Consider the following 23,026-nt stretch of genomic DNA (forward strand, 5'->3'; position numbering starts at 1 on the left):
CTTTCAGGATGCATCCAGGCCGAGGAATCGCCTGGCATTGGAATGGATGAGTTGGCTGGTCACACGGTCGTCGAAACCAGCCTGTCGTATGCGCTCGATAGGCGCGCGATCGTGAAAATTGAAGGGATAGTCGGTGCCCACCATCAACTGGGTGTCGCCAAAAACAGCCACCAGATGACGCAGCGTCGGCGCGTCGAACACCAGCGTGTCAAAGTACAGCGAGCGCACCTGCTCGGCGGGGGACGCCAGCACGCTTTCTTGCAATGCCGGGAATACCGACATGGCCTGCTGCAGGCGTGGAAGCAACAAGGCTAGCGTGCCGCCCCCATGGCTAAATGCCATGCGTAGCTTGGGATGGCGCAGCAGCACATTGCCAGTCAACACGGAAGCCGCCGCCAAGCCCACGTCGGTGGGGTAAGCCAGCACCTGCTGCAGCGGCCCAGGCCCGACCAGCCGGTCCATGCCCACCGGTTTGAGCGCATGGACAAAGACAGGCATGTCCAGCGCCGCGCAGGCTTCGAAGAAGGGATCGAACCGGGCGTGCCCAATCACCATTCCGTTGATGTTGCTGCCCACCTCCACTCCGGTGATGCCCAGCACGAACTTCATGTGCCGCAGTTCGTTCAGCGCCAGGTCCATGTCCTGCAGAGGCACGGCACCCAGCCCAAGCAGACGCCCCCCCGAATCAGCAACCATGGTCGCAATCTGCTCGTTGAGGTAGCGAGCCAAACGCGCGCCGTCGGATGCAGGCAACCAGTAGCTCAGCAACTCGGGCATGGGCGAGATGGCCTGCAACTGCAGCTCCATCTCGTCAAGATCAGCAATGCGGCGGGAGGTAGTCCAGCACTTGTCAGACACCGTGCGGTAGTTCTTGCCATCAATCATCACGTGCCGGTGGCAGGCATCGGCGGCAGCCATGGATGGCCAGCCCTTGGGCACGGCGTCACCTACGTAGGCCGGGAAGTCGGCAGGAATGACGTGAGCATGCACGTCCACACCACAAGCGCAAGTCATGGCCTGGTCTCAGCCGGCGCTGAAGCCGGCGCCCTCGACGCCGGCGATGCAGATCAGCTCATCCTCATCGCCAGTGCCTCCGCTGGCGCCCACCGCACCCAGCAGACGTCCATCTGCCGACAAAATGGGCACGGCACCGGCCTGGGGCAAAAATCGTCCGGAAGAAGTGGACGCCAGGGAAACGAAGAAGTTGGGGTTGTCCTTGGCGCGCTGCGCCAGTTGCCGGCTGGAAATACCCATGCCGACCGTGCCCCATGCCTTGGCCTGGGCAATGTCGCAGCGAAACATGCTGGCGCCATCTTCACGCACAAAGGCCTTCAGGTGCCCTGCCTCGTCAAGCACCGCCACGGCCATTGGCTTGTAGCCAGCGGCTTGTGAAGCGGCCAATGCGCGCGCAGTGATGCGCTGCGCTGCATCCAGCGAAATCGTGTTCATGTCTTGTCTCCTTTATGATCTGCACCGGCTTGAAAGCTTGGCAGATTTGATCTATGGAGCCGAGTTTAGAAGTGCGATGAAAATTCACCAAGATGATTTGATAGATAGATACAATCCACGAAATGGATAGAAAATCGGTCGATCTCAATCTGCTTTTGGTGTTTGATGCCATGTTTCGCCACCGGAACGTGACAAAGGCCGGCGAGTCTTTGGGACTGAGTCAGCCAGCCATGAGCGCGGCTGTCAATCGCCTCCGAACGCTATTCGATGACCCTCTGTTCGTGCGGGCGGGCTTCGGCATGGCGCCCACGCCACGCGCAGAGACGCTGAACCCGGACATCATGCAGGTCGTTCAGGCGATCGAGAGCACCATCCTCAAACCGCAGAAGTTTGAGCCCGCCCTGAGTGAGCGGTCTTTCGCTCTGCTAGCACCGGACATTGCAGAAGTCAATTTCCTGCCGCGCTTGCTGGCTGCGCTGGCCCGGTCTGCACCGTTGGTCAATGTGAAGACCTTTGGCATGCCCCGCGAGGCGGCGACACATGCGCTGGAATCGGGCGTGGCGGATCTGGCCATAGGCTACTTTCCGGATCTACACCGGGCCGGTTTTTTCCAGCAGCGTCTGTTCAAAAGCACCCACGTGTGCTTGTTCAGGCGAGACCACCCCCAACTGGGTGATAGCTTAACGATGTCACAGTTCTCCAGTCTGAAACATGCCGTCGTCAAGCCGGACGGCCGCGAACACGTCTTTGATCAGTTCCTGCAAACCAAAGGGATACAGCGGCGCGTGGTGGTTCAGATTTCACACTTCATGAGCTTGCTGCCCATCATCGAGAGTTCCGACCTGATTGCCACCGTGCCGCGCGACCTGGCTGAACTGCTGGTGCGCTACGGCAACCTGCGCTTTGTCGAGACGCCTATGCTGTCACCGGTGATCGAGGTACAGCTGATTTGGCACCACCGTTTTCAGAAAGACCCCGCACACGTTTGGTTGCGTCAAGAGATGTTCCGGATATTGGGTCCAACTGCTGCCATGTGACTCTGCCAATAACAAGAAACGAATCACTGGCGGTGGTTTGTAGAACCAAGGATGGTCCGGCTTGTTTAAGGCGACGCTGAATAAGGCGAGTTAAAGCGCGACTTTGGTATTCGGGTGCTCGATGCCCTGCACCAGTGGATGACATTGCAGAGGCAGAAGCTGCCGGACAGCTCAGCCACCGCCCGGGCGCTGGAGTACAGCCTGCGGCGCTGGGTGGCGCTCACGCGTTTCACAGATGACGGGCAGTTGCCCGTGGACAACAACTGGATCGAGAACCAGATCCGGCCAATTGCCATTGGCAGGAACAACTGGCTGTTCGCTGGCAGCTTGCGCGCGGGCCAGCGGGCGGCGGCGGTGATGAGTCTGGTGCAGTCGGCACGTATGAATGGGCATGACCCCTATGCCTACCTGAAGGATGTGCTGACCCGGTTGCCAATGCACAGGGCCAGCCGGGTGGAAGAGTTGCTGCGGTATCGCTGGCAGCCCATCACTCCTTGACATCAACCATGGCCGTCGCCAGCGGTCAACACGGGATTGCTGCGCGCTTACGCAAGTTGGCATTCATGCCATGTTGCAGGGCCACCGCAGCGATCGATGCGCCGGGCTTCTGGCACATGGCCACCAGTTCGGCCTTGAATTGCGGGTTGTAGGTGTGCCAGGCAACCAGCTTCCGTGATGCCATGGGCAAACCCGGCCTTGTAGCCACTGAAGTCATCACACACCAGACTGCCCTTCCAGTCTCCGAGGAAGTGCCTGGCATGCTCACCGGCTCTGGATTCACAGAAGTCGTACACCACGGCCTTGATGTCCTCGAAGGCCCCTGGTGCGTAGGCCCACAGGTAGGCGCGGTGTGTCGTGCCTTTGCCGGGCTGGAGCATTTGCACCGGCGTCTCGTCGGCATGCAGTACGCGGTGGGTGAGCATCTCGGTCTTCAGAGCATCCACCAGCGGTTGCAGCCGCACCCCGCAGGTACCCACCCACTGCGCCAGGGTGGAGCGGGGAATAGCCAGGCCGGCGCGTGCAAAGATGGTTTCCTGCCGGTACAGCGGTAGGTGATCGGCGTACTTGGCCACCAGCACCTGGGCCAGCAGAGCGGCGGTCGGGATACCTTTGTCGATCACATGTGCTTCGACCGCTGCCTGTTGAATAGTTTCGCACTTCGCGCAGGCCCACTTGCCCCGGATGTGGCGCTCCACAGTGAACACGCCGGGCACATAGTCCAGCTTCTCGGCCACGTCTTCGCCGATGCGTTGCATCTGGCAGCCACATTGGCAAGTGGTGGACGCTGGCTCATGGCGAATCTCGCGCCGGGGCAGATTGGCCGGTAGCGGCTGGCGTTTGGGCTGTTGTTTGACTTCGGGCGCAGCAGCCGGTGGCTGGAGCTGTTCGATCTCCAGAGAGACGGCTGCCAGGTCGGCCTCGATCTCGTCTTCGAGCAGGCTCTTTTGCTCGGCGTTATAGCGCTCGGACTGGGCGGCAAACTTCATGCGCTTGAGCAGCGCGTTCTCGTGGGTGAGTTTGGCGTTGAGCGCCTGGCTGTGCTTGAGCTCCGTTTGGTGGCGGGCGATTTGCGCATCCTTGTCGGTCACGTGGCCCATGAGGCTGGCGACCATCTCGCGCAGTTGCTCTGCGCTGAGATTGTTCAGGGATTGTTGCTGCACCACCATGGCAGCAAGTGTGCCAAGGAAGGCCCTGCGCTGCCATGCGCAGATCCACGGATTGCGCGCCGACTTCAGACCACAGTGATGATGCCGGCGTTTCCCATGCGCTGCCAGGGCAGACCCAACACCAGTGCGTCGAGCTGGGCGGGTTCCAACTGCCACTGGGCTTCTCCCGGCGCAGGCCAGATGAACTTGCCCTGGTGCAGTCTACGTGCGGCCAGCCAGATGCCGATGCCGTCGTGCACCAGCACTTTGAGTCGGTTGGCCCGCTTGTTGGCGAACAGATAGGCGTGGTGGGGGTGGGCTGCGCCGAAGACGGTGATCACCCGGGCCAGCGCCGTGTCGGTGCCAGCGCGCATGTCCAGCGGGGCGGTAGCCAGCCAGGCTGCGTCGATGCGGATCATCGCAGCAGCTCACGCAGGAGTGCTGCGCATTGCGACAGCGGGCACTGCAAGCGCACCAGCAGTTCGCCACGCTGAATCTGTAGATGAACCTCAGGCAAGAGAGGCTCGTCGGCAGGTGCAGGACACCCGGCGGAGATCGACTCCAGTGCGGGAACACATGGGGCAGTGTGCATCGGCAAAGACACGAATGCAGGCGGTGCCGATGTTTGTCTTTCTCGCTGCTCGCGGATCCAGCGGTGCACCATGTTCGAGTGCAGGCCCTGCGCCAGGGCCACACCGCCTACGCTGGCCCCAGGCTGGGCACAGCGGGCCAGTACCTCTGCCTTGAATTGCTGGCTGTATTCACGCCGCCGTGGGCGGTCTTGATTCAAAGTTTGTTCCATCGTCTCCACGATCCTCCATCGTGGGGACGATGCCCGCTTCAAGCGGTGCATTCAAGATGGGTTCGCCGCGCGCTTACATGGCACGCTCGTGCCAGCAACGTATGCGTCCGGCCATCCCCTCTTGACGAGCGGCGCAATCAGTCTCCGGTGCTGCCAACGACAGTCCAGCGATGCGGCAGCAACTCACCCACCCGGCGCGCAGGATGTGTCGGCAGCCGCTGCAGCACATCCTTCAGATACGCATACGGGTCCAGCCCGTTCAGCCGGGCCGACTGCACCAGGCTCATGACGGCGGCTGCACGTTGGCCCGCACGCAGGGAGCCCGCGAACAACCGATTTGCGCGTCCGAGCGCGATGGGCCTTATCTGGTTTTCGACCCAGTTGTTGTCGATGGGCAGGTGCCCGTCGTCGAGATAACGGGTCAGCGCCGCCCAGCGTTTAAGGCTGTAGTCCAGTGCCCGGGCCAGTGCGGTGCCGTCGGTGGCACGCACGCGCTGCGCGAGCAGCCAGGTGTGCATGGCGACCGCTACTGGCCGGGCCTTTTCCTGACGGACGGCGGTGCGCTGCTGCGCGTCCAGGCCGCGCACCTCGCGCTCTATCGCATAGAGTTCGCCGAAGAACACCAGGGCCTTGGCCGCCGTCGCGCTTTGCGTGCTGGCGTGCAACTCGAAGAACTTGCGCCGGGCATGCGCGGCACAACCGACCTCCACGATGCCCTGCGTGAAGCTGGCCTTGTAGCCAGCGTAATCGTCGCACACCAGTTGGCCTTGCCAAGCGACACCGTCATCACGCCGAAGGAACGCCCGGGCATGCTCACCGGCGCGGCTTGGCGCGAAGTCGTAAACGACGGCCTTCATCTCTTCGAAGACGCCAGGACAGTACGCCCACAGGTAGGCCTTATGGGTCTTCTTCTTGCCCGGTGCGAGCATCGCCACCGGGGTTTCGTCGGCATGCAGAACCTTGTGACCCAGGACCTCTTGCTTGAGGGCGTCGACCAGCGGCTGCAACTGCACGCCGCAGGTGCCGACCCACTCGGCCAAGGTAGAGCGAGACAGCGCCATGCCAGCACGTGCAAAGATGCTCTCCTGTCGGTACAGCGGCAGGTGGTCGGCGTACTTGGCCACGAGCACCTGCGCGAGCAGCCCGGCCGTCGGTAAGCCTTTGTCGATGACCTGTGCAGGCACTGGAGCCTGTACCAGGCGCTGACACTTGGCGCAGGCCCATTTGCCCCGGATGTGGCGCTCGACTGTGAACACGCCCGGGGTGTAGTCGAGCTTCTCGCTGATGTCTTCGCCAAAGCGCTTGAGCGCACAACCGCAGGCGCAGGTGGTGCTCTCGGGCTCGTGGCACAGCACGGTGCGCGGCAGGTGTGGCGGCAGCGGCGCTCGACGCGGCTGCAGGCGTTCTGTAGGCCGCGGTGTGGAACGCATCGACTCCAGCTCGAGTTCGACCGCGGCGATGTCGGCATCGACGTCCTCGTCGAGCAGGCTCTTCTGCGTGGCACCGAGTTGTTCGCTGCGGGCGCTGAACTTCCAGCGCTTGAGCACCGCTATCTCGTGGGTCAGTTGTTCAATGCGGGCCGTGCTCCAGACCAGCTTGCGCTCCTTGGTCTGCAGCTCGCCGTCGGCGTTGGACAGCCGGGCCATCAATTCCTGCGCCAACGTACGCAACTCGGCTTCACCAAGTTGGTCGAGTTGCTGGAGTGGGGCGCTGCTGAGCATGGGCCAGAGTGTGCCCAACACCGCTGCAATGGGGCTATTGGCACATGCCCCGATTGAACCGGCTAGGCCTGGTCGTACGGGCTCAGGCCAGGGTGATGGCGCCGTGTTCTCCCAGGCGCTGCCAAGGCAGGCCGAGCACCAATGCCTGGAGCTGTTCGCACGTGAGTCCGGCCTGGGTGCCGAGTGCATCCGTGCCCCAAACGAAGCGGCCCTGGTGGAGGCGGCGGGCACACAGCCAGATACCGATGCCGTCGTGGACCAGCACCTTCATTCGGGTGGCACGTCGGTTGGCGAAGAGGTAGGCGTGGTGAGGCTTGGCTGCGCCGAAGACCTGAACGACACGACTCAATGCCGTATCGGTGCCGCAGCGCATGTCCAGAGGCTGGGTGGCCAGCCACACCGCATCGATGCGTATCACCGCAGCAACTCGCGCAGCCACGCCGCGCATGCGGGGGTGGCAGACACGGGCCAGCTCACCTTGATGGCCAACGGGCCGCGGTGCAGTTCGATGCGCACGTCCTCGCTTGGCTGCGAGAAGGCTGGCACAGGCGGCGCCAGCGGCAGTGCGATGAACGAAGGCGCAGGCGCTGGTGCAGGCACTGGTTCCGATGCCTGCCGGCGCCACTTGTGCACCAGGTTTGCGTTCAGCCCATGGGCCATCGCGATGCGGGCGACGGAGGCTTCGGGCTTGGCGCACTCGGCCAGGACCTGGGCCTTGAGGGCTGCGCTGTGACGCCGCCGGATGAGGGGTTTGGAGTCTTCGATGGTGTCCACCTATTGCTGTTGGTGGACACCATGTTGGCCCGTCAACGGGCCTCAATCAAGATGGGTTGGCCGGACGCATACCCAGCAACGTCCACGGCAGTGGAGTCACTGAGCATTGACTGTCTGGATTGGGATGACTCTTTGAGCCAACGGTGCAGCACATTGGCGTTCATGCCATTGGCGCTGGCGACCGCCGCAATCGATGCGCCCGGTGCATTGCAAGCGGCCAGCAATTCGGCCTTGGTCTGGGCAGAATAGGTGCGCTTGGTGCGTCGAACTGCGTACCTCGGGGTATCTACGTCTTTGAGCATTGTGTCCACGATCGTTTGATGTGGACACAATGTTGCTAGGTCGGGTGCCAGTCAACAAGATGACTTCGCTGGCCGCTTACAGCTTTCCTGCTTCATCAGCCGCTGCACCACCTTCTCGGAGATCGCGACGTCCTGCCTGGTCAGCGGAGCCAGTAATCTGCGGTAGCCGTAGCGGCGATGGTTCGATTCAAAGATGTCGGTGATGGCTTGCCGCACCGAACGGTACTTGTCGTCCACCGCCGTACGGGCCCGGTGGTAGAAGTACGAGCTACGCGCAAGACCCAACTGGGCAAGGAGCTCTGGCAGATCATAGTACTCCATGAGGGCGTCAATCAGCTGTGTCTTCTCCCGGTTGGACAGGAGCTGGAGATCGACGCCCAGGCCTTTTTTAGCAGCTCATTGGTCTTGTTCAGCAAGTCCCGCTCAAGCCACACGGCCGTCTCGCCTAACTTCATGTCCCGGCAGGCCTTGCTAGTGCTCAGGCCTTGCGCCCGAATCATCTGAACAACCTCCAGTTTGAAGCTTGCGTCAAAGACTCTTCGCTTTGTTGTAGTCACGTTATTACATAGGTGATTTACACCTATCTGTTTGTGCGAATTCATTAGACCAAGACAAGCTTCACAAAAAGAAATGGGAAAGCGACTTTAAAGTAGTAAGCTAACAGTCGACAATATGCTAGTCATTAACACGCATCCAGCGACAAGCTTAATAAAATAAGATGCGGGCGATTTAAGCGTCCCGCTTTCCAAGAGTGACCGGCACCTAAAGCTCCCAATCAACGCGACCGCTAGAGCACTTGCTATGACCCCAACGCCTACGGCACCGAAGACATAACTACGGGTCTCCCAGGAACCTCTAATTAGCAGTAGGCCATTGACGAATATGGCCAGCGCTGTCCTGCGCCACGCCAAAGCGGTGCGCTCTGGCTGCAATCCGGGGTCACGCCGTAGATCCAATCCATCTGGGTGGGGGATACTGGAAGCCTCCGTACTATCGCTTTGCATCATTGCCCTACAGCGGACCTACACGTGTTCCGTTCGATTGATTCGGTGTCTCGAAGCATTGTCATCAGGAGAAATTATCGAGTACCAAGGTTCAAGACGACTCTTCCAGAATCCTCGAGAGCTGCACAGGCGCATCAACCATTACGTCATGCCCAGTCTCCTCAGCCGAGATGGTATAAGTTCGCCAAGAAGTGTCGGTCCTCGCATCAGCCAGGTATTTGTCAAACTTCTCTTGAGGAAAGCCTACCGCTCGAACATAGATCTTTTTTGCAATGCGCTCCCTCGCTCCGGTCAGTTGTATGGGCTGAATGGCCACAGACGCAGGCTGGGGGGTCATTTTCGACTGCACCCAGGCGGCCTTCTTCGAATCTCTTACGCCAAACGCAGCTTGTGCATTGGGAACCGGTCGACCAACATCGCCTCGAGATATGGCGTCTTGCAGTTGCTTCTGAAACTGGATGGCGTTTGTGTCAATGACCCGCTGGCCGTTTTCAGGGACAAAGGCATCTACAAAAACCACCGAGCGAACTCTTGAAGAAATCTTCTCCAATGCGCCCGAAACAGGCCACCCCCCATAGGAATGTGCAACCAATACCGCGTCCTCGATGTCCTCCCACTGGAAGAGGTTTACCAAATCATCAATGTGCGTCTGTAAGGTGAGCGAAGTGGAAATCAGGTGAGAACGATCTGCCAAGCCTGTCAACGTGGGCGTGTAGACGCGGTGGCCTTTGGCCTCAAGAATATCTCGAACGTATTTCCAGCACCATCCCCCATGCCACGCTCCATGCACCAGCACGTAGGTATGCTGACCAGATCCGGCGGTTACCTGCGGATTTGCGCATCCAGCAATCGCCATAGCGCCCCCTGTGATCCCAAACAGGGCATGCCTACGTTTAAAACGTTCGCTCATTGTCGTCTCCTCTTATTGTGAAATGATGGACTCCAAAAATACCCGCTAGCTCACCAGAATCAGGAACGCCAAGATCAAACCAACTCCACTGAGACAAACAGCAAGTAGAAGAATCGTATATCCAGATGCCAAAGGCTGCCCATGGCGCATCGCAATTTCGTTGGCTTTCCAACGAAAGTATGCGACCGCCGCTACGACACACGCGATGAGGGCGAGCGGTATCCCCATCGTCGCAGACAATGCATTCGGGCGAAGATGTGCAGAGAACTGGTGAAGAAGTACAGCACCTGCAATGATCGCAAGGGCTGTACGAATCCAAGCCAGAAATGTCCGCTCGTTGGCCAAGCTGAATCGGTAGTCGGGTTCGTGCCCATCTCGCTGCCACGCAGCCCTACGCATCGCGGTCCTCAGCTTTCATCAGGTTGCGCTCGTCCCTTCGCGCCGGAGTCGCTTCAGCGCGCATCGGGTACAAGCCGCGTCTTCATAAATTCCCCCAAGGATTCCCCACGCATTGCTGCGTAAACCTCGAAGTTGGACATCCGCACCACACGGGCAAATTTTTCCAGAACGAAGAAGTTGACACCATATTGAATCAGTCCGAGCCAATCGTGGGAACGAACGAGCTGCCGCTCGATCTCATTAAGACCGGCTTGATCGAACGCTTCCTCCGGTGCACGCAACAGCAATTCGCGGCATTCCTGCCGGGCTAGCATCCAGAAGAACCGATTGAGGCGCAGGGTCTTGACGCTGATCTTCAAATCGAACGGGTAGGTCCCACGAACGTCCTCAATTCCGGCAAGCTGCGGGTTCATGACCGTTCTTCCTCATACAAGACGACGGTCATCGCCGTGGTGGTTGCCAAGTAGTAGTTTTGGTGCAGCTTGCGGATGCCATCGCTCAAAGCACCACGCATCGCCAGCCACATTATCACTTCCGCACCCTCAGCGCCGCCGAGTCGCACGTAGTCTGCGTGGGTCAGAGCGGTGAGGTTTGCCGGGTCGTGTTCGAGGAGCCGCAGGAACTCCATGTCCCATTCGGTGTTGTTGAAGCCAGTGCGCTCGCCGTGGATTTGGTGCGACAAGCCGCCCGTGCCTACGACCACCACGCGCAAGTCCTCAGGGTAGGACTCCACCGCCCGACGTACAGCTTGCCCCAGCTTGTAGCAACGCAGCGCGGTCGGCAACGGATACTGGAGCACGTTGATCTCGATCGGAACGACCGCACCGGGCCAATCCGGTTCCGGCCGCCACAGCAAGGGGAGAGGCGAATGACAGCCATGGTCCAAAGCCTTCTCCTGGAACACCGCCATGTCGAATTCCTGGTTCACAAGTGATTCGGTGACGTGGATGGCCAGATCCGAATGCCCTTTGATCGGAGGTAGCTGGCGAGGGCCGGCACCCTCGTCCGCGAGCTCGAAACTAGGGCTGATACCCACAGCAAACGTAGGGTACAGGTCAAAGAAGAACGTATTCGCGTGGTCGTTGTAGAAGATAAGAAGAACGTCGGGCTTTTGCTCTTCAAGCCAGCGCGCAACTGGCTCGTAACCCTCGAACAAAGGAGCCCACGCTGGCTCATGCTGTCGCCCCTTGTCGTAAACAATGCCGATCGATGGCACGTGCGAGGTGCCTATACCGCCGATGATCTTGGCCAAACGATTGTCTCCCGATTAGTTCGATGTATGCAAAATGAACCTGGCTTCACGACTGGCGATCCGCCAGCAGTCAGCAAGTTTATGAAATCGGTCGATGAACTCGCCTACGGCAGCTGGTTGCCGGCACGGCCGTCCTTGCGGGCCAGCGTCGTCGGTTGTCGAGCCAGACCAAACCTGGACGTAACTGACAGAGCTTGCTTCGGTCTCGGAATGGACATCGACGCGGATGTTGCTTACAAGATGCAGTGTGATTCGCTCCGGCGAGCGCAATGCATAGGCGTCGTAGATGGCAATGCGGCCACAAAGCACCGTTCCACCCGGCCTGACAAGCATGCCATGATCAGTGAACAGGCCAGACAGCTTCTGTGCTTGATTGGCGTCAGCGAAGGCTGCCGCGTCCAAAACAAGTCGCTCGCAGGCGCGTTCAATGGAATGACGCTGAAGTTCATCCATGATCGCGGTCCTCACCCTGTAGCCATTGGTACAAGGCCATTGAGGTTGCCTCCGGTTGCTCCATCGTTGTCATGTGGCCCGAGTCCTCGATAACAACTAGGCGCGACTGGGGCAGCGATGCCTGCATCTCCTGGTGCCTTTGCAAAGGACTCCATGCATCCTGCCGACCGCACAGCAACACGGTTGGACAGGTAACTCCGCCCAGGATCGATCTGGCATTCGGACGATTGAGCAGCGCGTTGATCTGAGCCTCAAAGATGTCCGTACTGCTTCGCTCGATCATCTCCAGGATTTCCCCGAAAACCTGCGTTTTCAACCGTGACGGATGCACCATGCCTTGGGCCCATTGCTGACCCATGGTCCGCATCCCATTTTCTCTGGCTTCTTGCAGAAGCCGAAACCGCTTGGAGCGCTCCTGTTCGCCCTCCTCACCCAAGGCAGTTGGATCGATGCCAGTATCGGCCAGGGCAAGCCTGTTGACCCGCTGCGGAGCAAGACGCATGATCTCCAGCGCAACGCGCCCCCCCATGGAATGGCCTACGAGCGCAAAACGCTCGGTCGGTGCCTGCCTTAACACCAGCTCGGCCATCGCCGTGATGGACGAAAGGGCACCAAACGATGGTACGACGGAGTTCCACTCGGAAAGCGCAATCTTCTGGTGCGCCCAAACAGCCTCATCACAAAGTAAGCCTGGCAGAAGAATAACGGTGCCCTTTGACATGCCTAAAGCTCCTTTTGTACCTAGAAGGAATGGTTCATGCCGACCAGCGTCGCCCGGGGATCGGCACCGAAAACAGAGCCACCAACCCTTTGACTGCCGGTATTCAACGCCAGCCGGGCGTTGCCGTCGTTGCTGACGCCCCCCCATGCGGCGTACAGATTTGTCCGCCGCGACAGCGGATACGAGTAAGCGACACCGAAAGTCGTCGCCGCACCATCGGCCCGGCCCACCACTTTGAAATCCGTGCGCGTGACCTGCACGTTGAGATCACCGCCGCCGATGCCAACGCCCGCGCCAAGCCATGTTGCTTTACTCTTGGTAACGACCCCCGCTGTTGCCGTCAACGGATCGACAAGCCAACGGCCTGCAGAAAAAGTCCACGCACCCGCCTTGTATTCGCCACCAAAGCCTCCGTCATTCATCCAGTCGGTCTCGGTCGTTGATCCGGGGACCAGATCGCGCCGACGCTGTGCGGCGGCTGTGAGCACAAGATTGTCCCGCTTGAAGTCCACTGCCATCGCTTGAACTTTGCCTTGAGATCGAGCCGGCGTGGAACCCTCCGTTCCAAATGTCATTGCCAGGCGACCGGAAAAGCCTCCGGCAGATGGCGTCGTATAGAAGACGCCGTTGCTTGCACGTGTCATTGAGATCTGGCTCGCAGTAAGCAGGTGGCCCGGCAAACCCATGCGGAATCGGTCGATTTGCAGCAGGCTGCGAAATGCAGGAGTCAGATCTCGTCCGAGGTTGACCTCTCCGAAACGTCCTTGCAAACCGACCACGGAGCGTCGCGCGAAAAATGAGGTCGGTTCATCGGGGAAAACCGCGGTCGCCCCTGTGTCGATAAACAGACCAGCCTCAATATTGAACAACGCTTTGAGTCCCCCGCCGAGGTCCTCGCTCCCTCGAAAGCCCAGACGAGATGCAAGCATGTTTCCGTTATTCAACATGTAATTTTTGACACTGCCTGGCGCGCCTGTATCGTTGACTTCGATACCTGCATCTAGCGTGCCGTAGATCTGCAGTGAAGACGTCTGTGCGAACGCCGGTGATCCGGTGAGCCACACAACGGCGACGGCCGGCAAAGATTTCTTCAAGTTCTGGAACATTTTGTCTCCTCATTTTAAGTAGTTACAAGGATCGCAGCACGGTCTCGGCAACGCCAATGCGATCACGCAACGAGCTATGCGTTCGCCTTATTGGTGATGCGATTCGACTCCTGGTGCAACGATTCAATCAACACCTGTAGATCCGGCGAAACTTCATCGTCGTGACGTAATGCAATGCCAATTTCGCGCGATGCGTCAAGGCCGGGGACCGGCACGATACGCAGCAGCGCGGCCATCTCGTCCTCAAGCGCTTGACCATGCGATGCCAGAGCCAGATGGTCCGTATTCGCGACCATGGCGCGCGTGAACTGCGCGCTGGTTGCACGAATGCGGTCCGAGGGCGGCGCGAGCCCGTCTTGCGCAAAGACGCGATCCAGCGCGGCACGTGCTGGTGTACCGGGAAGAGGCACCACCCAAGGCCAGTGCTGGAGCGCTTTCAGTGTTGGGACTCCATGTTGGAAACAGGGGTGGTCGGGTCGCGCAACGACGGCCAGGTCATCAATGAAGAGAACATGTTGCGAGACGCCTGGCGGTGGCTGGGCACGCAGGGCTCCGATGACGATGTCAACATCTCCCACCCTCAGTTGTTCCATTAGACTTTCGTAGGTGCCATCCACCACGGTCAGACAGATGCCACTATGGTTTTTGATGGTCGATGAAACAGCTGCGGGAAGGACGACGTGGACGGACAAGGGCAATGCACCGACCACGATGCGGCCGCGCAGTTGCCCCTTGGATGCGGCAATTTCAGCCTCCATTGCGCGCAATTCCGCCATGGCAAGCTTGACCCGTGCCAACAGCGCATGACCACTTTCCGTCAACCGTGTACCGCTGGACAATCTGCGAAAGAGAACGGCACCGCAGGCATGTTCGAGCGCGGTCAACGAACGGTGAACTGCGGGTTGCTGTACACCCAGTGCACTTGCAGTTCTACCACCACTCTCCTGAACCGCGAGCATCAGCAGCGCCTTGAGCGAGGAAGGCGACGCCATGCTGGCGAAGCGTTGGGACACCACCGCATCTCTCTGCACCTTGTCCGACACTTGCAATGCCTCACTGGCACCAACCGAAAGATGCCAGAACATCTGCTTGCCGCGTGCGGCCACACGCCGACCCGGCGGCGTAGACAGCATACCTCGCGCGGTCCGATCAAACAGAGGAAACCCGATTAGCTGTTCCAAGCTTGCAATTGCCCTTGCGACAGCCGATTGAGAAAGGTGGACCGCCTCGGCTGCTTGCATGGTGCTGCCATGTTCCGCGACGGCGATCACACAACGCAGTGGTTTCAACCATTCAATCGACTCCGGGAGGTCCCGGCCTGGCACAGATTGTGTAGCTAAGCCCGCATCGCCCAACGAAGTCATGGAATATCTCGCGACGGCGCGCGCTCAGACGAAGAGGTCCGGCCCGGCGAAGCGTCTGGCGGCAATCTCACGCATCCGGCATGTCCTTGTCGGTGTACGTAATGCCAACGAACGCATCGGCAGGGATTGCCGGCATCTGTTGACTCCACTGCAACCAATCTGCCCGCATCTCCGCCAGGCGTCCGGGTTCGGCCTTGGCGCGGTTCGCGCGTTCACGCTCGTCCTTGGCCAGGTCGAACAGGTATTCGTTGTCTTCCACGCGGAGATACTTCCAGTTCCCCAAACGCATCGCGCACTGGCTACGGTGGTTCATGCGCCAATACAGTGGCCGTTCGAATGGTTCGGTTTCGTCGCAGAGCACCGACAACAGCGACACACCATCGAACGGAAATTCCGGGGCAGCCTGCAGGCCCGCTGCGTCCACAACCGTGGCGGTCCAGTCCATAGACATGCACTGCTGCTCCGAGACTGTGCCTGGAGCGATCGCTGCGGGCCACTGCGCGACCCATGGGACGCGGATACCGCCTTCGGTCAGATCCATCTTGCCGCCAACCAGCGGCCAGTTGTCGGAGAACCGTTCGCCGCCGTTATCGCTGGTAAAAATGACCAGCGTATCTTCCTCCATCCCATGCTTGCGCAAGGCATCCATGATCCAGCCGATACCCTCGTCCATGTGATGGATCATTCGGCGGTACGTATCCACGCTACCGCCGTCGAGGTGAAAGATGTTGCCGCCAAGTTCCGCTGCGACGGCGACGTCGTCGCGCGTTTCCCATGGCCAATGAGGCGCGGTGTAGTGAAGACTGATGAAAAACGGCGCAGAACCTTCGGCCGCCACTCGATCGATGAAATCCACCGTCCGCTTCGACAGAAGATCGGTCATGTAGCCTTCGTCAGAAGACTCAGCATTGCCATCCCACAGATCATGAACTCCGCCTTGGCCGCAATGGCTGAAGTAGTCGACCCCGCCGGACATGGGACCGAAGAACTCCTGGTAGCCAGAGCGCAACGGCCCGAAATGCGGAGGGAATCCCAAATGCCACTTGCCGATGAGCGCAGTGCGGTAGCCGCCTTCCTGTAACAGCGAAGCAATGGTCGGATGCCCAGGCGGAAGCCCCAAGATCTCGCTTCCACGGCTATTCTTGCTACTGATCGGTTCATCGGCACCGCCCCTCAGCCGATATTGGTAGCGCCCGGTCGCCAGCGCAAACCGGGTTGGGGAACAAACGGGGGAATTCGAATACCCTTGCGTGAATCGAATCCCTCCGGCCGCCAAGCGATCAATGTTTGGCGAAACCGGACCAAAGCTCGCATTCCGGCCGCCGTAGCATCCCAAGTCCGCATAACCGAGGTCATCGGCAACGATGAAGATGACGTTGGGTCGTTTGTAGGTTTTCATTCGAGTGCCTTGAATCCAGTGGCCTTCACGACCTGTGACCATCGGGCCGTTTCTTCGGCGATGGCCTTTGAAAAGACGGGGCCAACTTCATCCGACATATCGAAACCTTGTGCCTCAAGACGACTCCGCAGGCTGGCATCGGCGTGTGCATCCTTAATCGCCAAAAGTATCTGATCCAGCATGGGCTTCGGGGTTGCCGACGAAACCAGCACCCCGAACCAAACCGCAGTTGTCAGTTCTGGCATGCCCAACTCCGCCACCGTAGGCACATCGCTAATTTTCTTGACACGCTTGGGTGAGGTAACCGCAAAAGCTTTGAGTTTTCCTGCACGGATATGCGGCTCAGCCGTCGCTAGCTGCGTGAAGCCCAGCATTACCTGGGCGCCGAGGATATCGTTCACCTGGGCGGCCGATCCTTTGTACGGTATATGGACCATATCGGCCTTCAGCCGTTCGTTCAATTGGTAGCCGAGGAAATGGGATGGCGTCCCGGCACTGTAGGATGCGTACGCGGCCTTTCCCTTCTGAGCTTTGATCCAGGCCCCAAGTTCTGCAAAGTCCTTGGCCGGTACCGAGGGGTGGGCGACAAGCACCAGGGGCGCCTCTACACCCTTTGCTAACGGCATGAAGTTTTCAATTTTCCACCGCAGTTGCGGGAAAGTGGCCGGGTTGATGGTCATCAATCCTTGCGTTCCGATAAGCAGGTTGGTGCCATCAGCTGGGCCGCGCATGACAGTTTCAGCAGCCGAGTTTCCCGATGCGGCGGCCTTGTTGTCAACAACGAATATGCCACCCGTGGCCCGGTTCAGGTAGTCAGCCAAGGCACGGGCGTATGTGTCTGGTGCCGCGCCCGCTGCGGTCGGGACGATGATGTTCACGGGCCGATCAGTCCATCGCTGTGCTGCCAACGTGTTTTTGGAAATAGCCGCCAAAGCGGCCGTTGCGAGCAAACTACGGCGTGTCAGGCTTAGTGGGCCGTACGGGAAGGTGGGGATCGAATTCAAAGCGATGTCTCCATTTAAGTTCTTACGAAATGCTATAGTTTCCGCGATGGCAAGTAAATTGAAAAATAGTCGATTAATATTTACTGTTAGTTAATGAACTCTTGGACCCATATTCAACTCAGGCATCTGCGTTGCGTCGTCGCCGTGGCGCAGGAAAAGAGTCTGCGCAAAGCCGCAGACCAACTGAGCATCACAGTCCCCGCAGTTTCAAAGACACTGAGCGAACTCGAAGACATCGTCGGACAGCATCTGGTGCGGCGCCTTCACTCTGGTGCCCAACTCACTCCGGCCGGAGACGTCTTCTGTCAATTCGCTGTGGCGTCGCTCAAGAATGTGCGGGAGGCGTGGGATGCCGTTGATGCGAGTGGCCCTCTCAATGCGCTGCCCATTCGCATCGGCGCCCTGCCCAACGTGGTCACGACTGTGCTGCCGAGAGCGGTCAGTGCGCTCCTTCAGGAGCTGCCGCAGACGCGGATCGACGTCTACAGCGGTACTAACGCAGAGTTGCTGTCGCGACTGACGGGAAATCACCTCGATGTGATCGTGGGGCGCATGGGAGACCCGGCGCAGATGGTGGGCTTGACGTTCGAGCACCTGTATTCGGAGCCCCTTGTCTTCGCATGCCGACCCGAGCACCCCCTGTTGCGACAGGAGGGCGACCTGCTCGAAGCGCTGCAGGACGTGCACGTGATGCTTCCGCTCGGGGGCACTACGATCCGGGATTACGCCGATAATTTTTTCGCGAAACGTGGACGCGCATTGCCGCGTCTGCGGATCGAGTCGGTGAGCGCTACGTTCGCCACCAACTTGTTGCCGCAGTCGGATGTCGTATGGTTCGGTCCCTGGGGTGTCATCGAACCGGATGTCGAAAACCAACGGCTGGCACTGCTGCCCATCGACACCGAGGACTCGCTCGGCCCGGTGGGCCTCACGCTGCGCCGGGACGAGCAAGTGTCGCAGGTGGGCCAGGAATTTCTGCGGCAACTGCGCATCGTCGCGGCAGCGAGGCGGGAAGATCCCTGGCGCGGGCCGCTTCGAATGGGGCTTAGACGCTAGCTGGTTCGAAGTAGCCATGGTCAAAACCTTACACCGGCTTCCTTCGCAGCCATTCGATAGAGTGCTTGCCGCATCAGCAACCCGGGTTTGTCGGGCGCAAAATTGAGGTCAAACTGCTGCTCCGTGTCACCGCGTACGGCTTCCATGATCCATTGCAGCGCGTCTACGTCTTCCAGGTACGCCTTCGCCGAGGCCGCATGCAAATAGGCGTCCGTCTCTGGATCCAGAAGCTTGAAGTTGCGGCTGTTGAACCACCAGTAATGGATGCTGTGATTGGTTTCAGGCGTGAAAATATGCGTGATGTTGAAGCGGTAGGTGTGTGGTAGTCCACTTGGATCGTTGTTGTCCACTATGCGCGCATAAGCCGTGTGCAGTGCAGGGGACACGAAGCGCGCATCCGAGAACCGGTCCACCGGTTTTCCGACAAGTCCGGTCGGCACGCCATAGATACCGGGTGGAGACGAGTTGCGCAGTGCGCGGTCGATGATGACCATGTCGCCTTCTTCGCGCACGTTCAGTTTCGAGCGTGCGTATTCCGGTGTGCCCACCGCGCCCGGATGCAGGAACGGAAAGTGGGTCTGATCCAGCAGGTTCTCGTGCATAGCCACGTAATCGGAATTGATGTGAAAGCTACCTTCGACGCTTTTCCATTCCGGGCTTGCCAGCCACTCTGTGTCGGGTACCAGTGACTCATCGGCGTGGTCGGGTTGCCCCATCCAGATCCATACCAATGGCCCGCGTTCCACCGTCGGAAAGCTGCGCACATTGGCGTTTGTCGGTACGATCGGCATCGCCGGCATGTTCACGCAGCGGCCAGATGGATCGAACTGCATGCCGTGGTAGCCGCACACAAGAGCGTCTCCGATCAGCTTGCCTTTGGCGAGGGGAAAGGACCGATGCGGGCAGCGGTTGCGGACAGCGACGACATCGCCGGCCAGCGTACGGTACAGCGCTACCTCGACGCCAAGCAGACGGCGGCTGAAGATCTCCCGCGATACCTCGCTTGCCAGCGCTGCGACATACCAGCAGTTGCGGACCAGAGGTGTGGCATGGTCTGCAATACCACCCAGGACGAAGCTCGTCTGGGCGGGCTCACTCAGGACTTCGGGGGCAATGTCGATGACTTTGTTCATGGGGGATGACTCCTAAAGTAAGGCTCAAGCATCAAGTTCCAGCGTTGTGCCCGTGGTGCGGGAGACGCAGATGCAAAGGGTTTCGCATGAGGCTTTTTCCTCTTCCGATAAGTACCGATCGTGGTGCTGAATCGGTCCATCGGATGCAATGACCGATAGCGGGCACAAGCCGCACTCGCCGCGGCGGCAATCCCATAGAGCGGGCACCCCATTGGCAAGCAGTGCGTCGAGAATGCTCACGTTTGGCCCTACATGCACTGTCTTGCCGCTACGCCGCAAGACGACATCGAACGCAGAAGCATGGCCAGAAATGCCGGCACCAAACAGTTCGCTGCGCACCCTGTCGGCCGACCACCTCAACTGCGCGGCAGCGGCATGGGCAGACTCGATCATTCGCGCCGGACCGCAGACATAGACAGTGGTGCCGACAGGCTGTCTTTGCAAAAGCGCCTCCAGGTCCAAGTGGCCGCAGGTGTCGCTGTAGTGCAAGTGCACCAACCCATGCGCAAGCCGGACGAGCTCGTCTCGGTAGGCCATTTCGGCTGCACTGCGCCCGGCAAACACCACTTGAAAGGGACGGCGACGGCGTACCAGGCTACGCACCATTGAGAAGATTGGTGTGATACCGATGCCACCCGCCAACAACAGGACGTGGTGGTCGCGGCGGTCCAAGGGGAAGTTGTTGACCGGCGGCCCAATCTGCAGCCGAGTGCCCACCTCGAACGTCGCATGGATGTGGGCGGAGCCGCGCGCGTGGTCCTCCCGCTGAACCGCGATTCGGTAGACGTTGCGCGGGTCATCGACCTCATCGGCACCGCCTACCAGCGAGTAATGGCGCACCACCAAGCCCAACTCCGAAGAGATGGTGTGCACCGCCACGTGAGCACCTGCGGAATAGTCCGGCAGGGGCGATCCATCTGCGGACCGGAGCAGAAACTCGCGGATACGTGGTGTCAGCTGGCGGACACTGGCCACGACGACATCGAAGTTACCTCTTGCCATGGGGTACCTCAGACGACCTGTAAGACAGAACCTGGCACTGGAGGTCTCCCGACGAAGCGCTCAGATTCCTTTGTCAAATCCGTACTCTGCATGATTGTCTCCGTTGAAAACTATTGTGTGCATGAAGTTTATTGAGCTTTATTGGGGATAATTAGACTTAATTTTGACTATCAATTAACGATTTTTTGCATCAATGGATGTCATCACCCACGTACGAACCTTCACGGCGGTTGTTCGCTGCGGTGGGTTCTCAGAAGCTGGACGTCAACTCAACGTCGTGCCGTCCGTCGTGGCAAGGCGGATTGCGCAGCTCGAACAGGAACTCAAGACGCGGCTGTTCGAGCGCACCACGCGCAAGGTCAGCCTTACGGAGGCCGGAGAGAGGTTCTATGCACGCGCAGCCGAAGTGGTGACGAACTTCGAGCAATTGGTGCAGGCCACTGAGCGCGACGAGGGCAAACTGGAAGGCCACTTGCGCGTCATGGCTCCTACCACCCTGACCATGCAACAGCTCGCACCGGTGTTCTGCGCATTTATGCTGGAGCATCCCCTGATCACGTTGCAGGTCGTACTGGAGGACCGATCAGCCAATCCTGCTGAGCTCGGATTCGACCTGGCGATCAGCGGCCGGTTGGCGAGTTACGAAGGGGTTGTAGACGTTCCGCTATGCCCAGTCCGCCCCGTTCTCTGCGCAGCACCGTCCTACCTGCAAGCCAATAGGACGGCGACACATCCGCGCGATCTGACCGAACATGCATGCCTCGTCTTCTCGGGCACCGGAACGACATGGACTTTTCACAGCAACCGGGGCATGGTCTCGGTGGACCTGCAGCCCCGCCTTTTGGCGGATGACAATCTCACACTGCTCGGTGCCGCCGTCGCAGGCCTGGGTATCGTCCTCCTGCCGCTTTATGTTGCAGACGATGCCTTGAGAGATGGCTCGCTGGAAAGAGTGTTGCCAAAGTTCCCACCACAGGAGAACTGGTTCAAGGCATACGTACCGCGGCGAAGGATGCGGACTGCGCGGGTGAAAGCCTTGCTCGACTGGCTGCAGGAAAATTGGGCAAGTCGGAAGCCGCAATAGTCGGCCTGGCGGTCGAACGCACCATGCCTAGTCTTGTTGCGCCAGCGACGCAGTAAAGTTTGGCTGGTCCCGTGTCGAGCACCCCAGCCCCGCTATCCGGTGCGGAAGCGGCGGAGGTTAACCCCCCCCGCATAGATCCCCCGAGGTCCGCGAACGTGCTGTCGCATGATGCGAGAACGCCGAAGCGAGTATCCCTGTTGCCACCAAGATGTCGGCAAGCAGCAAGCCCAGCGGCTGGCGGGCAAGCCTTTCACTGGGGCTCACCTCGTAGCCAGCGTCATAGCGGCCTTTGAACTTCGCAATGTCCTCAGTCATGAGACTTTTCCTTCCAAAATGGTTGCAGATTGACTTCCCGCACGCCAATCTTGGCACTCCTATGCCGTTACCAGGCGCGGGAAGTGCGTTCGTATTCAGGTTGGCGCGCAACATCGCGGAGGACACGCAGGGCTGCCGCACGCGGTGGCGGTGGCCACCGCCGAGGTGACTTGTCGCAAAGGGAGGCGTTGCAGGCGCTGGCGCGTGGCAACCCAGCCTCACACAGATGAAAAGCGTCTTGTGCGACTGAGCCAACCCTTTGCGTAACGGTGAGCTCATCCCCTGGAAACACATGCTCGCCGTGGTGGCCGTTCCGACTGAAACCTGGGTCGGATAGCGTGATCGGCTTCTACTGACCCTGATTTTCAGCACAGGTGCCAAGGTTATCTTGGCAACCACGCGTATCGACCTGAGTTCAGGACGTGGGCGTGGACCAGTGCAGCCGCCTTGTCCGCATCGTGTTTGCGGCACGCGTCAAGAATTTCGCAGTGCTCTCGGTCTGCGACATTCAGGCTATCGGTCAGTGTGAGCTGGATGCGAAGATACCTCTCTACGCGCTCATTCACGGAGCGAATGAGGTTGACCAAAAAGGGGTTGTTAGCACCCGCATAGAGTGTGGCGTGAAAAGCCCAGTTTAACTCGGTCCACTTGGCCGCGTCGCCTTCGCGGGCGAAGTTCTCGCGCAGATGCTCCGCTTGGTCCAAATTGTCGTCAGTGAGGTTAGGCACAGACAGCCGAACGGCGTTCGACTCGAGAATCGCCCGCGTCTGAAAAATCTGGGCAACCTCTGCTTTTGACAAGCTGGTGACCATAGCCCCGCGGTTGCGCTGAAAAACGACCAGCCCCTCCGCTTCAAGCCGCTTCAGAGCTTCCCGCACGGGAATCTTGCTGACGTTGAAGAGCTTTGCTACATCCTCCTGATTCACCAGCTCTCCCTCTGGCAACTCACCGGACGCAATCGCCGCCCGAAGGTATTTGGCGACCACATCCGAAGCTGAAGGCGACTGCCGAATATCAGTTATGAGGTCAAAAGACATGAGAGAGGCTTTCAAAGGGCAAAAAATGCATACAGGGACAGAAGGTGAAGCGTGCG

The 23,026-nt window shown here is 59.5% G+C and carries 25 protein-coding genes and 3 pseudogenes; 4 read left to right on the top strand and 24 right to left on the bottom strand.

Translation table 11 applies throughout. From position 1 onward, the window contains the following. Positions 1-3: 3 nt before the first annotated feature. Positions 4-1,014 carry an amidohydrolase family protein gene (locus AC097O_RS00795; RefSeq protein ID WP_479590876.1) on the bottom strand — a complete coding sequence of 337 codons (1,011 nt, stop codon included), beginning with the start codon at positions 1,012-1,014 and terminating at the stop codon, positions 4-6. A 9-nt stretch (positions 1,015-1,023) separates the two neighbouring features. Further along, positions 1,024-1,449: a GlcG/HbpS family heme-binding protein gene (locus AC097O_RS00800; protein ID WP_479590879.1), complete on the bottom strand. Its 426-nt coding sequence runs from the start codon at positions 1,447-1,449 to the stop codon at positions 1,024-1,026. Positions 1,450-1,571: 122 nt separating this feature from the next. On the opposite strand from AC097O_RS00800, the gene AC097O_RS00805 reads away from it, so the two are divergent. Together AC097O_RS00805 and AC097O_RS00810 are read left to right on the top strand one after the other, a co-directional pair. Beyond that, positions 1,572-2,486, top strand: coding sequence for a LysR family transcriptional regulator (locus AC097O_RS00805; protein WP_479590881.1), 915 nt, complete (start codon positions 1,572-1,574; stop codon positions 2,484-2,486). 114 nt (positions 2,487-2,600) lie between these two features. Next, positions 2,601-2,984, top strand: a pseudogene (locus tag AC097O_RS00810) (IS66 family transposase); the annotation flags it as partial. A gap of 152 nt (positions 2,985-3,136) precedes the next feature. On the opposite strand, the pseudogene tnpC (AC097O_RS00815) reads toward AC097O_RS00810, so the two are convergent. From tnpC (AC097O_RS00815) to AC097O_RS00905, 19 genes and pseudogenes are all read right to left on the bottom strand, one after another. Continuing rightward, positions 3,137-4,150 (bottom strand): annotated as a pseudogene (gene tnpC / locus AC097O_RS00815) (IS66 family transposase); the annotation flags it as partial. A gap of 68 nt (positions 4,151-4,218) precedes the next feature. After that, on the bottom strand, positions 4,219-4,551 hold the full coding sequence (tnpB, locus tag AC097O_RS00820) for an IS66 family insertion sequence element accessory protein TnpB (protein ID WP_479590885.1): 333 nt from the start codon (positions 4,549-4,551) through the stop codon (positions 4,219-4,221). Beyond that, on the bottom strand, positions 4,548-4,985 hold the full coding sequence (locus tag AC097O_RS00825) for a transposase (RefSeq protein ID WP_479590888.1): 438 nt from the start codon (positions 4,983-4,985) through the stop codon (positions 4,548-4,550). Before AC097O_RS00825 ends, tnpB (AC097O_RS00820) begins: the two co-directional genes overlap by 4 nt. Before the next feature lie 86 nt (positions 4,986-5,071). Beyond that, complete coding sequence (tnpC, locus tag AC097O_RS00830; RefSeq protein WP_479590891.1) at positions 5,072-6,655, bottom strand: IS66 family transposase; 1,584 nt, start codon at positions 6,653-6,655, stop codon at positions 5,072-5,074. Positions 6,656-6,737: 82 nt separating this feature from the next. Beyond that, entirely contained in the window at positions 6,738-7,073 is a 336-nt protein-coding gene (gene tnpB, locus AC097O_RS00835; protein ID WP_479590893.1) for an IS66 family insertion sequence element accessory protein TnpB, read from the bottom strand. Further along, the gene (tnpA, locus tag AC097O_RS00840) at positions 7,070-7,429 is read right to left on the bottom strand and encodes an IS66-like element accessory protein TnpA (protein WP_479590895.1); all 360 of its coding nucleotides are present in this window, start codon (positions 7,427-7,429) and stop codon (positions 7,070-7,072) included. The genes tnpB (AC097O_RS00835) and tnpA overlap by 4 nt, the downstream gene beginning before the upstream one ends. Before the next feature lie 32 nt (positions 7,430-7,461). Next, entirely contained in the window at positions 7,462-7,731 is a 270-nt protein-coding gene (locus AC097O_RS00845; protein WP_479590897.1) for a transposase, read from the bottom strand. Positions 7,732-7,815: 84 nt separating this feature from the next. Then, positions 7,816-8,159, bottom strand: a pseudogene (locus tag AC097O_RS00850) (IS3 family transposase); the annotation flags it as partial. 216 nt (positions 8,160-8,375) lie between these two features. Beyond that, a complete protein-coding gene (locus AC097O_RS00855) occupies positions 8,376-8,738 on the bottom strand; it encodes a DUF202 domain-containing protein (protein WP_479590899.1) in 363 nt (120 codons plus the stop codon). 88 nt (positions 8,739-8,826) lie between these two features. Beyond that, the gene (locus AC097O_RS00860) at positions 8,827-9,645 is read right to left on the bottom strand and encodes an alpha/beta fold hydrolase (RefSeq protein WP_479590901.1); all 819 of its coding nucleotides are present in this window, start codon (positions 9,643-9,645) and stop codon (positions 8,827-8,829) included. Between the two features lie 45 nt (positions 9,646-9,690). Beyond that, positions 9,691-10,044, bottom strand: a complete 354-nt coding sequence (locus AC097O_RS00865; protein ID WP_479590903.1) for a YidH family protein — start codon at positions 10,042-10,044, stop codon at positions 9,691-9,693. Positions 10,045-10,097: 53 nt separating this feature from the next. Continuing rightward, the gene (locus AC097O_RS00870) at positions 10,098-10,457 is read right to left on the bottom strand and encodes a protocatechuate 3,4-dioxygenase (RefSeq protein WP_479590905.1); all 360 of its coding nucleotides are present in this window, start codon (positions 10,455-10,457) and stop codon (positions 10,098-10,100) included. After that, positions 10,454-11,296 (bottom strand): gallate dioxygenase, encoded by an 843-nt coding sequence (locus AC097O_RS00875; protein WP_479590907.1) that lies wholly within the window; start codon positions 11,294-11,296, stop codon positions 10,454-10,456. Before AC097O_RS00875 ends, AC097O_RS00870 begins: the two co-directional genes overlap by 4 nt. 15 nt (positions 11,297-11,311) lie before the next feature. After that, complete coding sequence (locus AC097O_RS00880; protein ID WP_479590909.1) at positions 11,312-11,749, bottom strand: nuclear transport factor 2 family protein; 438 nt, start codon at positions 11,747-11,749, stop codon at positions 11,312-11,314. Continuing rightward, a complete protein-coding gene (locus tag AC097O_RS00885; RefSeq protein ID WP_479590911.1) occupies positions 11,742-12,470 on the bottom strand; it encodes an alpha/beta fold hydrolase in 729 nt (242 codons plus the stop codon). Before AC097O_RS00885 ends, AC097O_RS00880 begins: the two co-directional genes overlap by 8 nt. 20 nt (positions 12,471-12,490) lie before the next feature. Next, positions 12,491-13,576 carry a porin gene (locus tag AC097O_RS00890; protein WP_479590913.1) on the bottom strand — a complete coding sequence of 362 codons (1,086 nt, stop codon included), beginning with the start codon at positions 13,574-13,576 and terminating at the stop codon, positions 12,491-12,493. Between the two features lie 74 nt (positions 13,577-13,650). After that, positions 13,651-14,940, bottom strand: coding sequence for a LysR family transcriptional regulator (locus AC097O_RS00895; RefSeq protein WP_479589142.1), 1,290 nt, complete (start codon positions 14,938-14,940; stop codon positions 13,651-13,653). A 67-nt stretch (positions 14,941-15,007) separates the two neighbouring features. Beyond that, positions 15,008-16,339: a sulfatase family protein gene (locus AC097O_RS00900; protein ID WP_479590915.1), complete on the bottom strand. Its 1,332-nt coding sequence runs from the start codon at positions 16,337-16,339 to the stop codon at positions 15,008-15,010. After that, positions 16,336-17,217, bottom strand: a complete 882-nt coding sequence (locus AC097O_RS00905; RefSeq protein WP_479590917.1) for a Bug family tripartite tricarboxylate transporter substrate binding protein — start codon at positions 17,215-17,217, stop codon at positions 16,336-16,338. The genes AC097O_RS00900 and AC097O_RS00905 overlap by 4 nt, the downstream gene beginning before the upstream one ends. Positions 17,218-17,436: 219 nt before the next feature. On the opposite strand from AC097O_RS00905, the gene pcaQ reads away from it, so the two are divergent. Next, complete coding sequence (gene pcaQ / locus AC097O_RS00910) at positions 17,437-18,399, top strand: pca operon transcription factor PcaQ (RefSeq protein WP_479590920.1); 963 nt, start codon at positions 17,437-17,439, stop codon at positions 18,397-18,399. A gap of 20 nt (positions 18,400-18,419) precedes the next feature. On the opposite strand, the gene AC097O_RS00915 is transcribed toward pcaQ, so the two are convergent. After that, complete coding sequence (locus tag AC097O_RS00915; RefSeq protein ID WP_479590923.1) at positions 18,420-19,532, bottom strand: Rieske 2Fe-2S domain-containing protein; 1,113 nt, start codon at positions 19,530-19,532, stop codon at positions 18,420-18,422. Positions 19,533-19,556: 24 nt separating this feature from the next. Beyond that, entirely contained in the window at positions 19,557-20,534 is a 978-nt protein-coding gene (locus tag AC097O_RS00920) for a PDR/VanB family oxidoreductase (RefSeq protein WP_479590925.1), read from the bottom strand. Between the two features lie 193 nt (positions 20,535-20,727). Between AC097O_RS00920 and AC097O_RS00925 the strand changes: the two genes are divergently transcribed. Further along, positions 20,728-21,618 carry a LysR family transcriptional regulator gene (locus AC097O_RS00925; protein ID WP_479590928.1) on the top strand — a complete coding sequence of 297 codons (891 nt, stop codon included), beginning with the start codon at positions 20,728-20,730 and terminating at the stop codon, positions 21,616-21,618. A gap of 698 nt (positions 21,619-22,316) precedes the next feature. Here AC097O_RS00925 and AC097O_RS00930 read toward each other — a convergent pair. After that, entirely contained in the window at positions 22,317-22,970 is a 654-nt protein-coding gene (locus tag AC097O_RS00930) for a GntR family transcriptional regulator (RefSeq protein ID WP_479590930.1), read from the bottom strand. Between the last annotated feature and the right edge of the window lie 56 nt (positions 22,971-23,026).

The sequence above is a fragment of the Rhodoferax sp. LS1P39 genome (assembly GCF_056521425.1).

Excerpts from the sequence above, each read along its gene's own strand:
- AC097O_RS00795 (WP_479590876.1), bottom strand. The coding sequence starts at position 1,014 with ATGACTTGCGCTTGTGGTGTGGACGTGCATGCTCACGTCATTCCTGCC.
- AC097O_RS00800 (WP_479590879.1), bottom strand. The coding sequence starts at position 1,449 with ATGAACACGATTTCGCTGGATGCAGCGCAGCGCATCACTGCGCGCGCA.
- AC097O_RS00805 (WP_479590881.1), top strand. The coding sequence starts at position 1,572 with ATGGATAGAAAATCGGTCGATCTCAATCTGCTTTTGGTGTTTGATGCC.
- tnpB (WP_479590885.1), bottom strand. The coding sequence starts at position 4,551 with ATGATCCGCATCGACGCAGCCTGGCTGGCTACCGCCCCGCTGGACATG.
- AC097O_RS00825 (WP_479590888.1), bottom strand. The coding sequence starts at position 4,985 with ATGCACCGCTTGAAGCGGGCATCGTCCCCACGATGGAGGATCGTGGAG.
- tnpC (WP_479590891.1), bottom strand. The coding sequence starts at position 6,655 with ATGCTCAGCAGCGCCCCACTCCAGCAACTCGACCAACTTGGTGAAGCC.
- AC097O_RS00845 (WP_479590897.1), bottom strand. The coding sequence starts at position 7,731 with ATGCTCAAAGACGTAGATACCCCGAGGTACGCAGTTCGACGCACCAAG.
- AC097O_RS00855 (WP_479590899.1), bottom strand. The coding sequence starts at position 8,738 with ATGATGCAAAGCGATAGTACGGAGGCTTCCAGTATCCCCCACCCAGAT.
- AC097O_RS00860 (WP_479590901.1), bottom strand. The coding sequence starts at position 9,645 with ATGAGCGAACGTTTTAAACGTAGGCATGCCCTGTTTGGGATCACAGGG.
- AC097O_RS00865 (WP_479590903.1), bottom strand. The coding sequence starts at position 10,044 with ATGCGTAGGGCTGCGTGGCAGCGAGATGGGCACGAACCCGACTACCGA.
- AC097O_RS00870 (WP_479590905.1), bottom strand. The coding sequence starts at position 10,457 with ATGAACCCGCAGCTTGCCGGAATTGAGGACGTTCGTGGGACCTACCCG.
- AC097O_RS00880 (WP_479590909.1), bottom strand. The coding sequence starts at position 11,749 with ATGGATGAACTTCAGCGTCATTCCATTGAACGCGCCTGCGAGCGACTT.
- AC097O_RS00885 (WP_479590911.1), bottom strand. The coding sequence starts at position 12,470 with ATGTCAAAGGGCACCGTTATTCTTCTGCCAGGCTTACTTTGTGATGAG.
- AC097O_RS00890 (WP_479590913.1), bottom strand. The coding sequence starts at position 13,576 with ATGTTCCAGAACTTGAAGAAATCTTTGCCGGCCGTCGCCGTTGTGTGG.
- AC097O_RS00895 (WP_479589142.1), bottom strand. The coding sequence starts at position 14,940 with ATGACTTCGTTGGGCGATGCGGGCTTAGCTACACAATCTGTGCCAGGC.
- AC097O_RS00900 (WP_479590915.1), bottom strand. The coding sequence starts at position 16,339 with ATGAAAACCTACAAACGACCCAACGTCATCTTCATCGTTGCCGATGAC.
- pcaQ (WP_479590920.1), top strand. The coding sequence starts at position 17,437 with ATGAACTCTTGGACCCATATTCAACTCAGGCATCTGCGTTGCGTCGTC.
- AC097O_RS00915 (WP_479590923.1), bottom strand. The coding sequence starts at position 19,532 with ATGAACAAAGTCATCGACATTGCCCCCGAAGTCCTGAGTGAGCCCGCC.
- AC097O_RS00920 (WP_479590925.1), bottom strand. The coding sequence starts at position 20,534 with ATGGCAAGAGGTAACTTCGATGTCGTCGTGGCCAGTGTCCGCCAGCTG.
- AC097O_RS00925 (WP_479590928.1), top strand. The coding sequence starts at position 20,728 with ATGGATGTCATCACCCACGTACGAACCTTCACGGCGGTTGTTCGCTGC.
- AC097O_RS00930 (WP_479590930.1), bottom strand. The coding sequence starts at position 22,970 with ATGTCTTTTGACCTCATAACTGATATTCGGCAGTCGCCTTCAGCTTCG.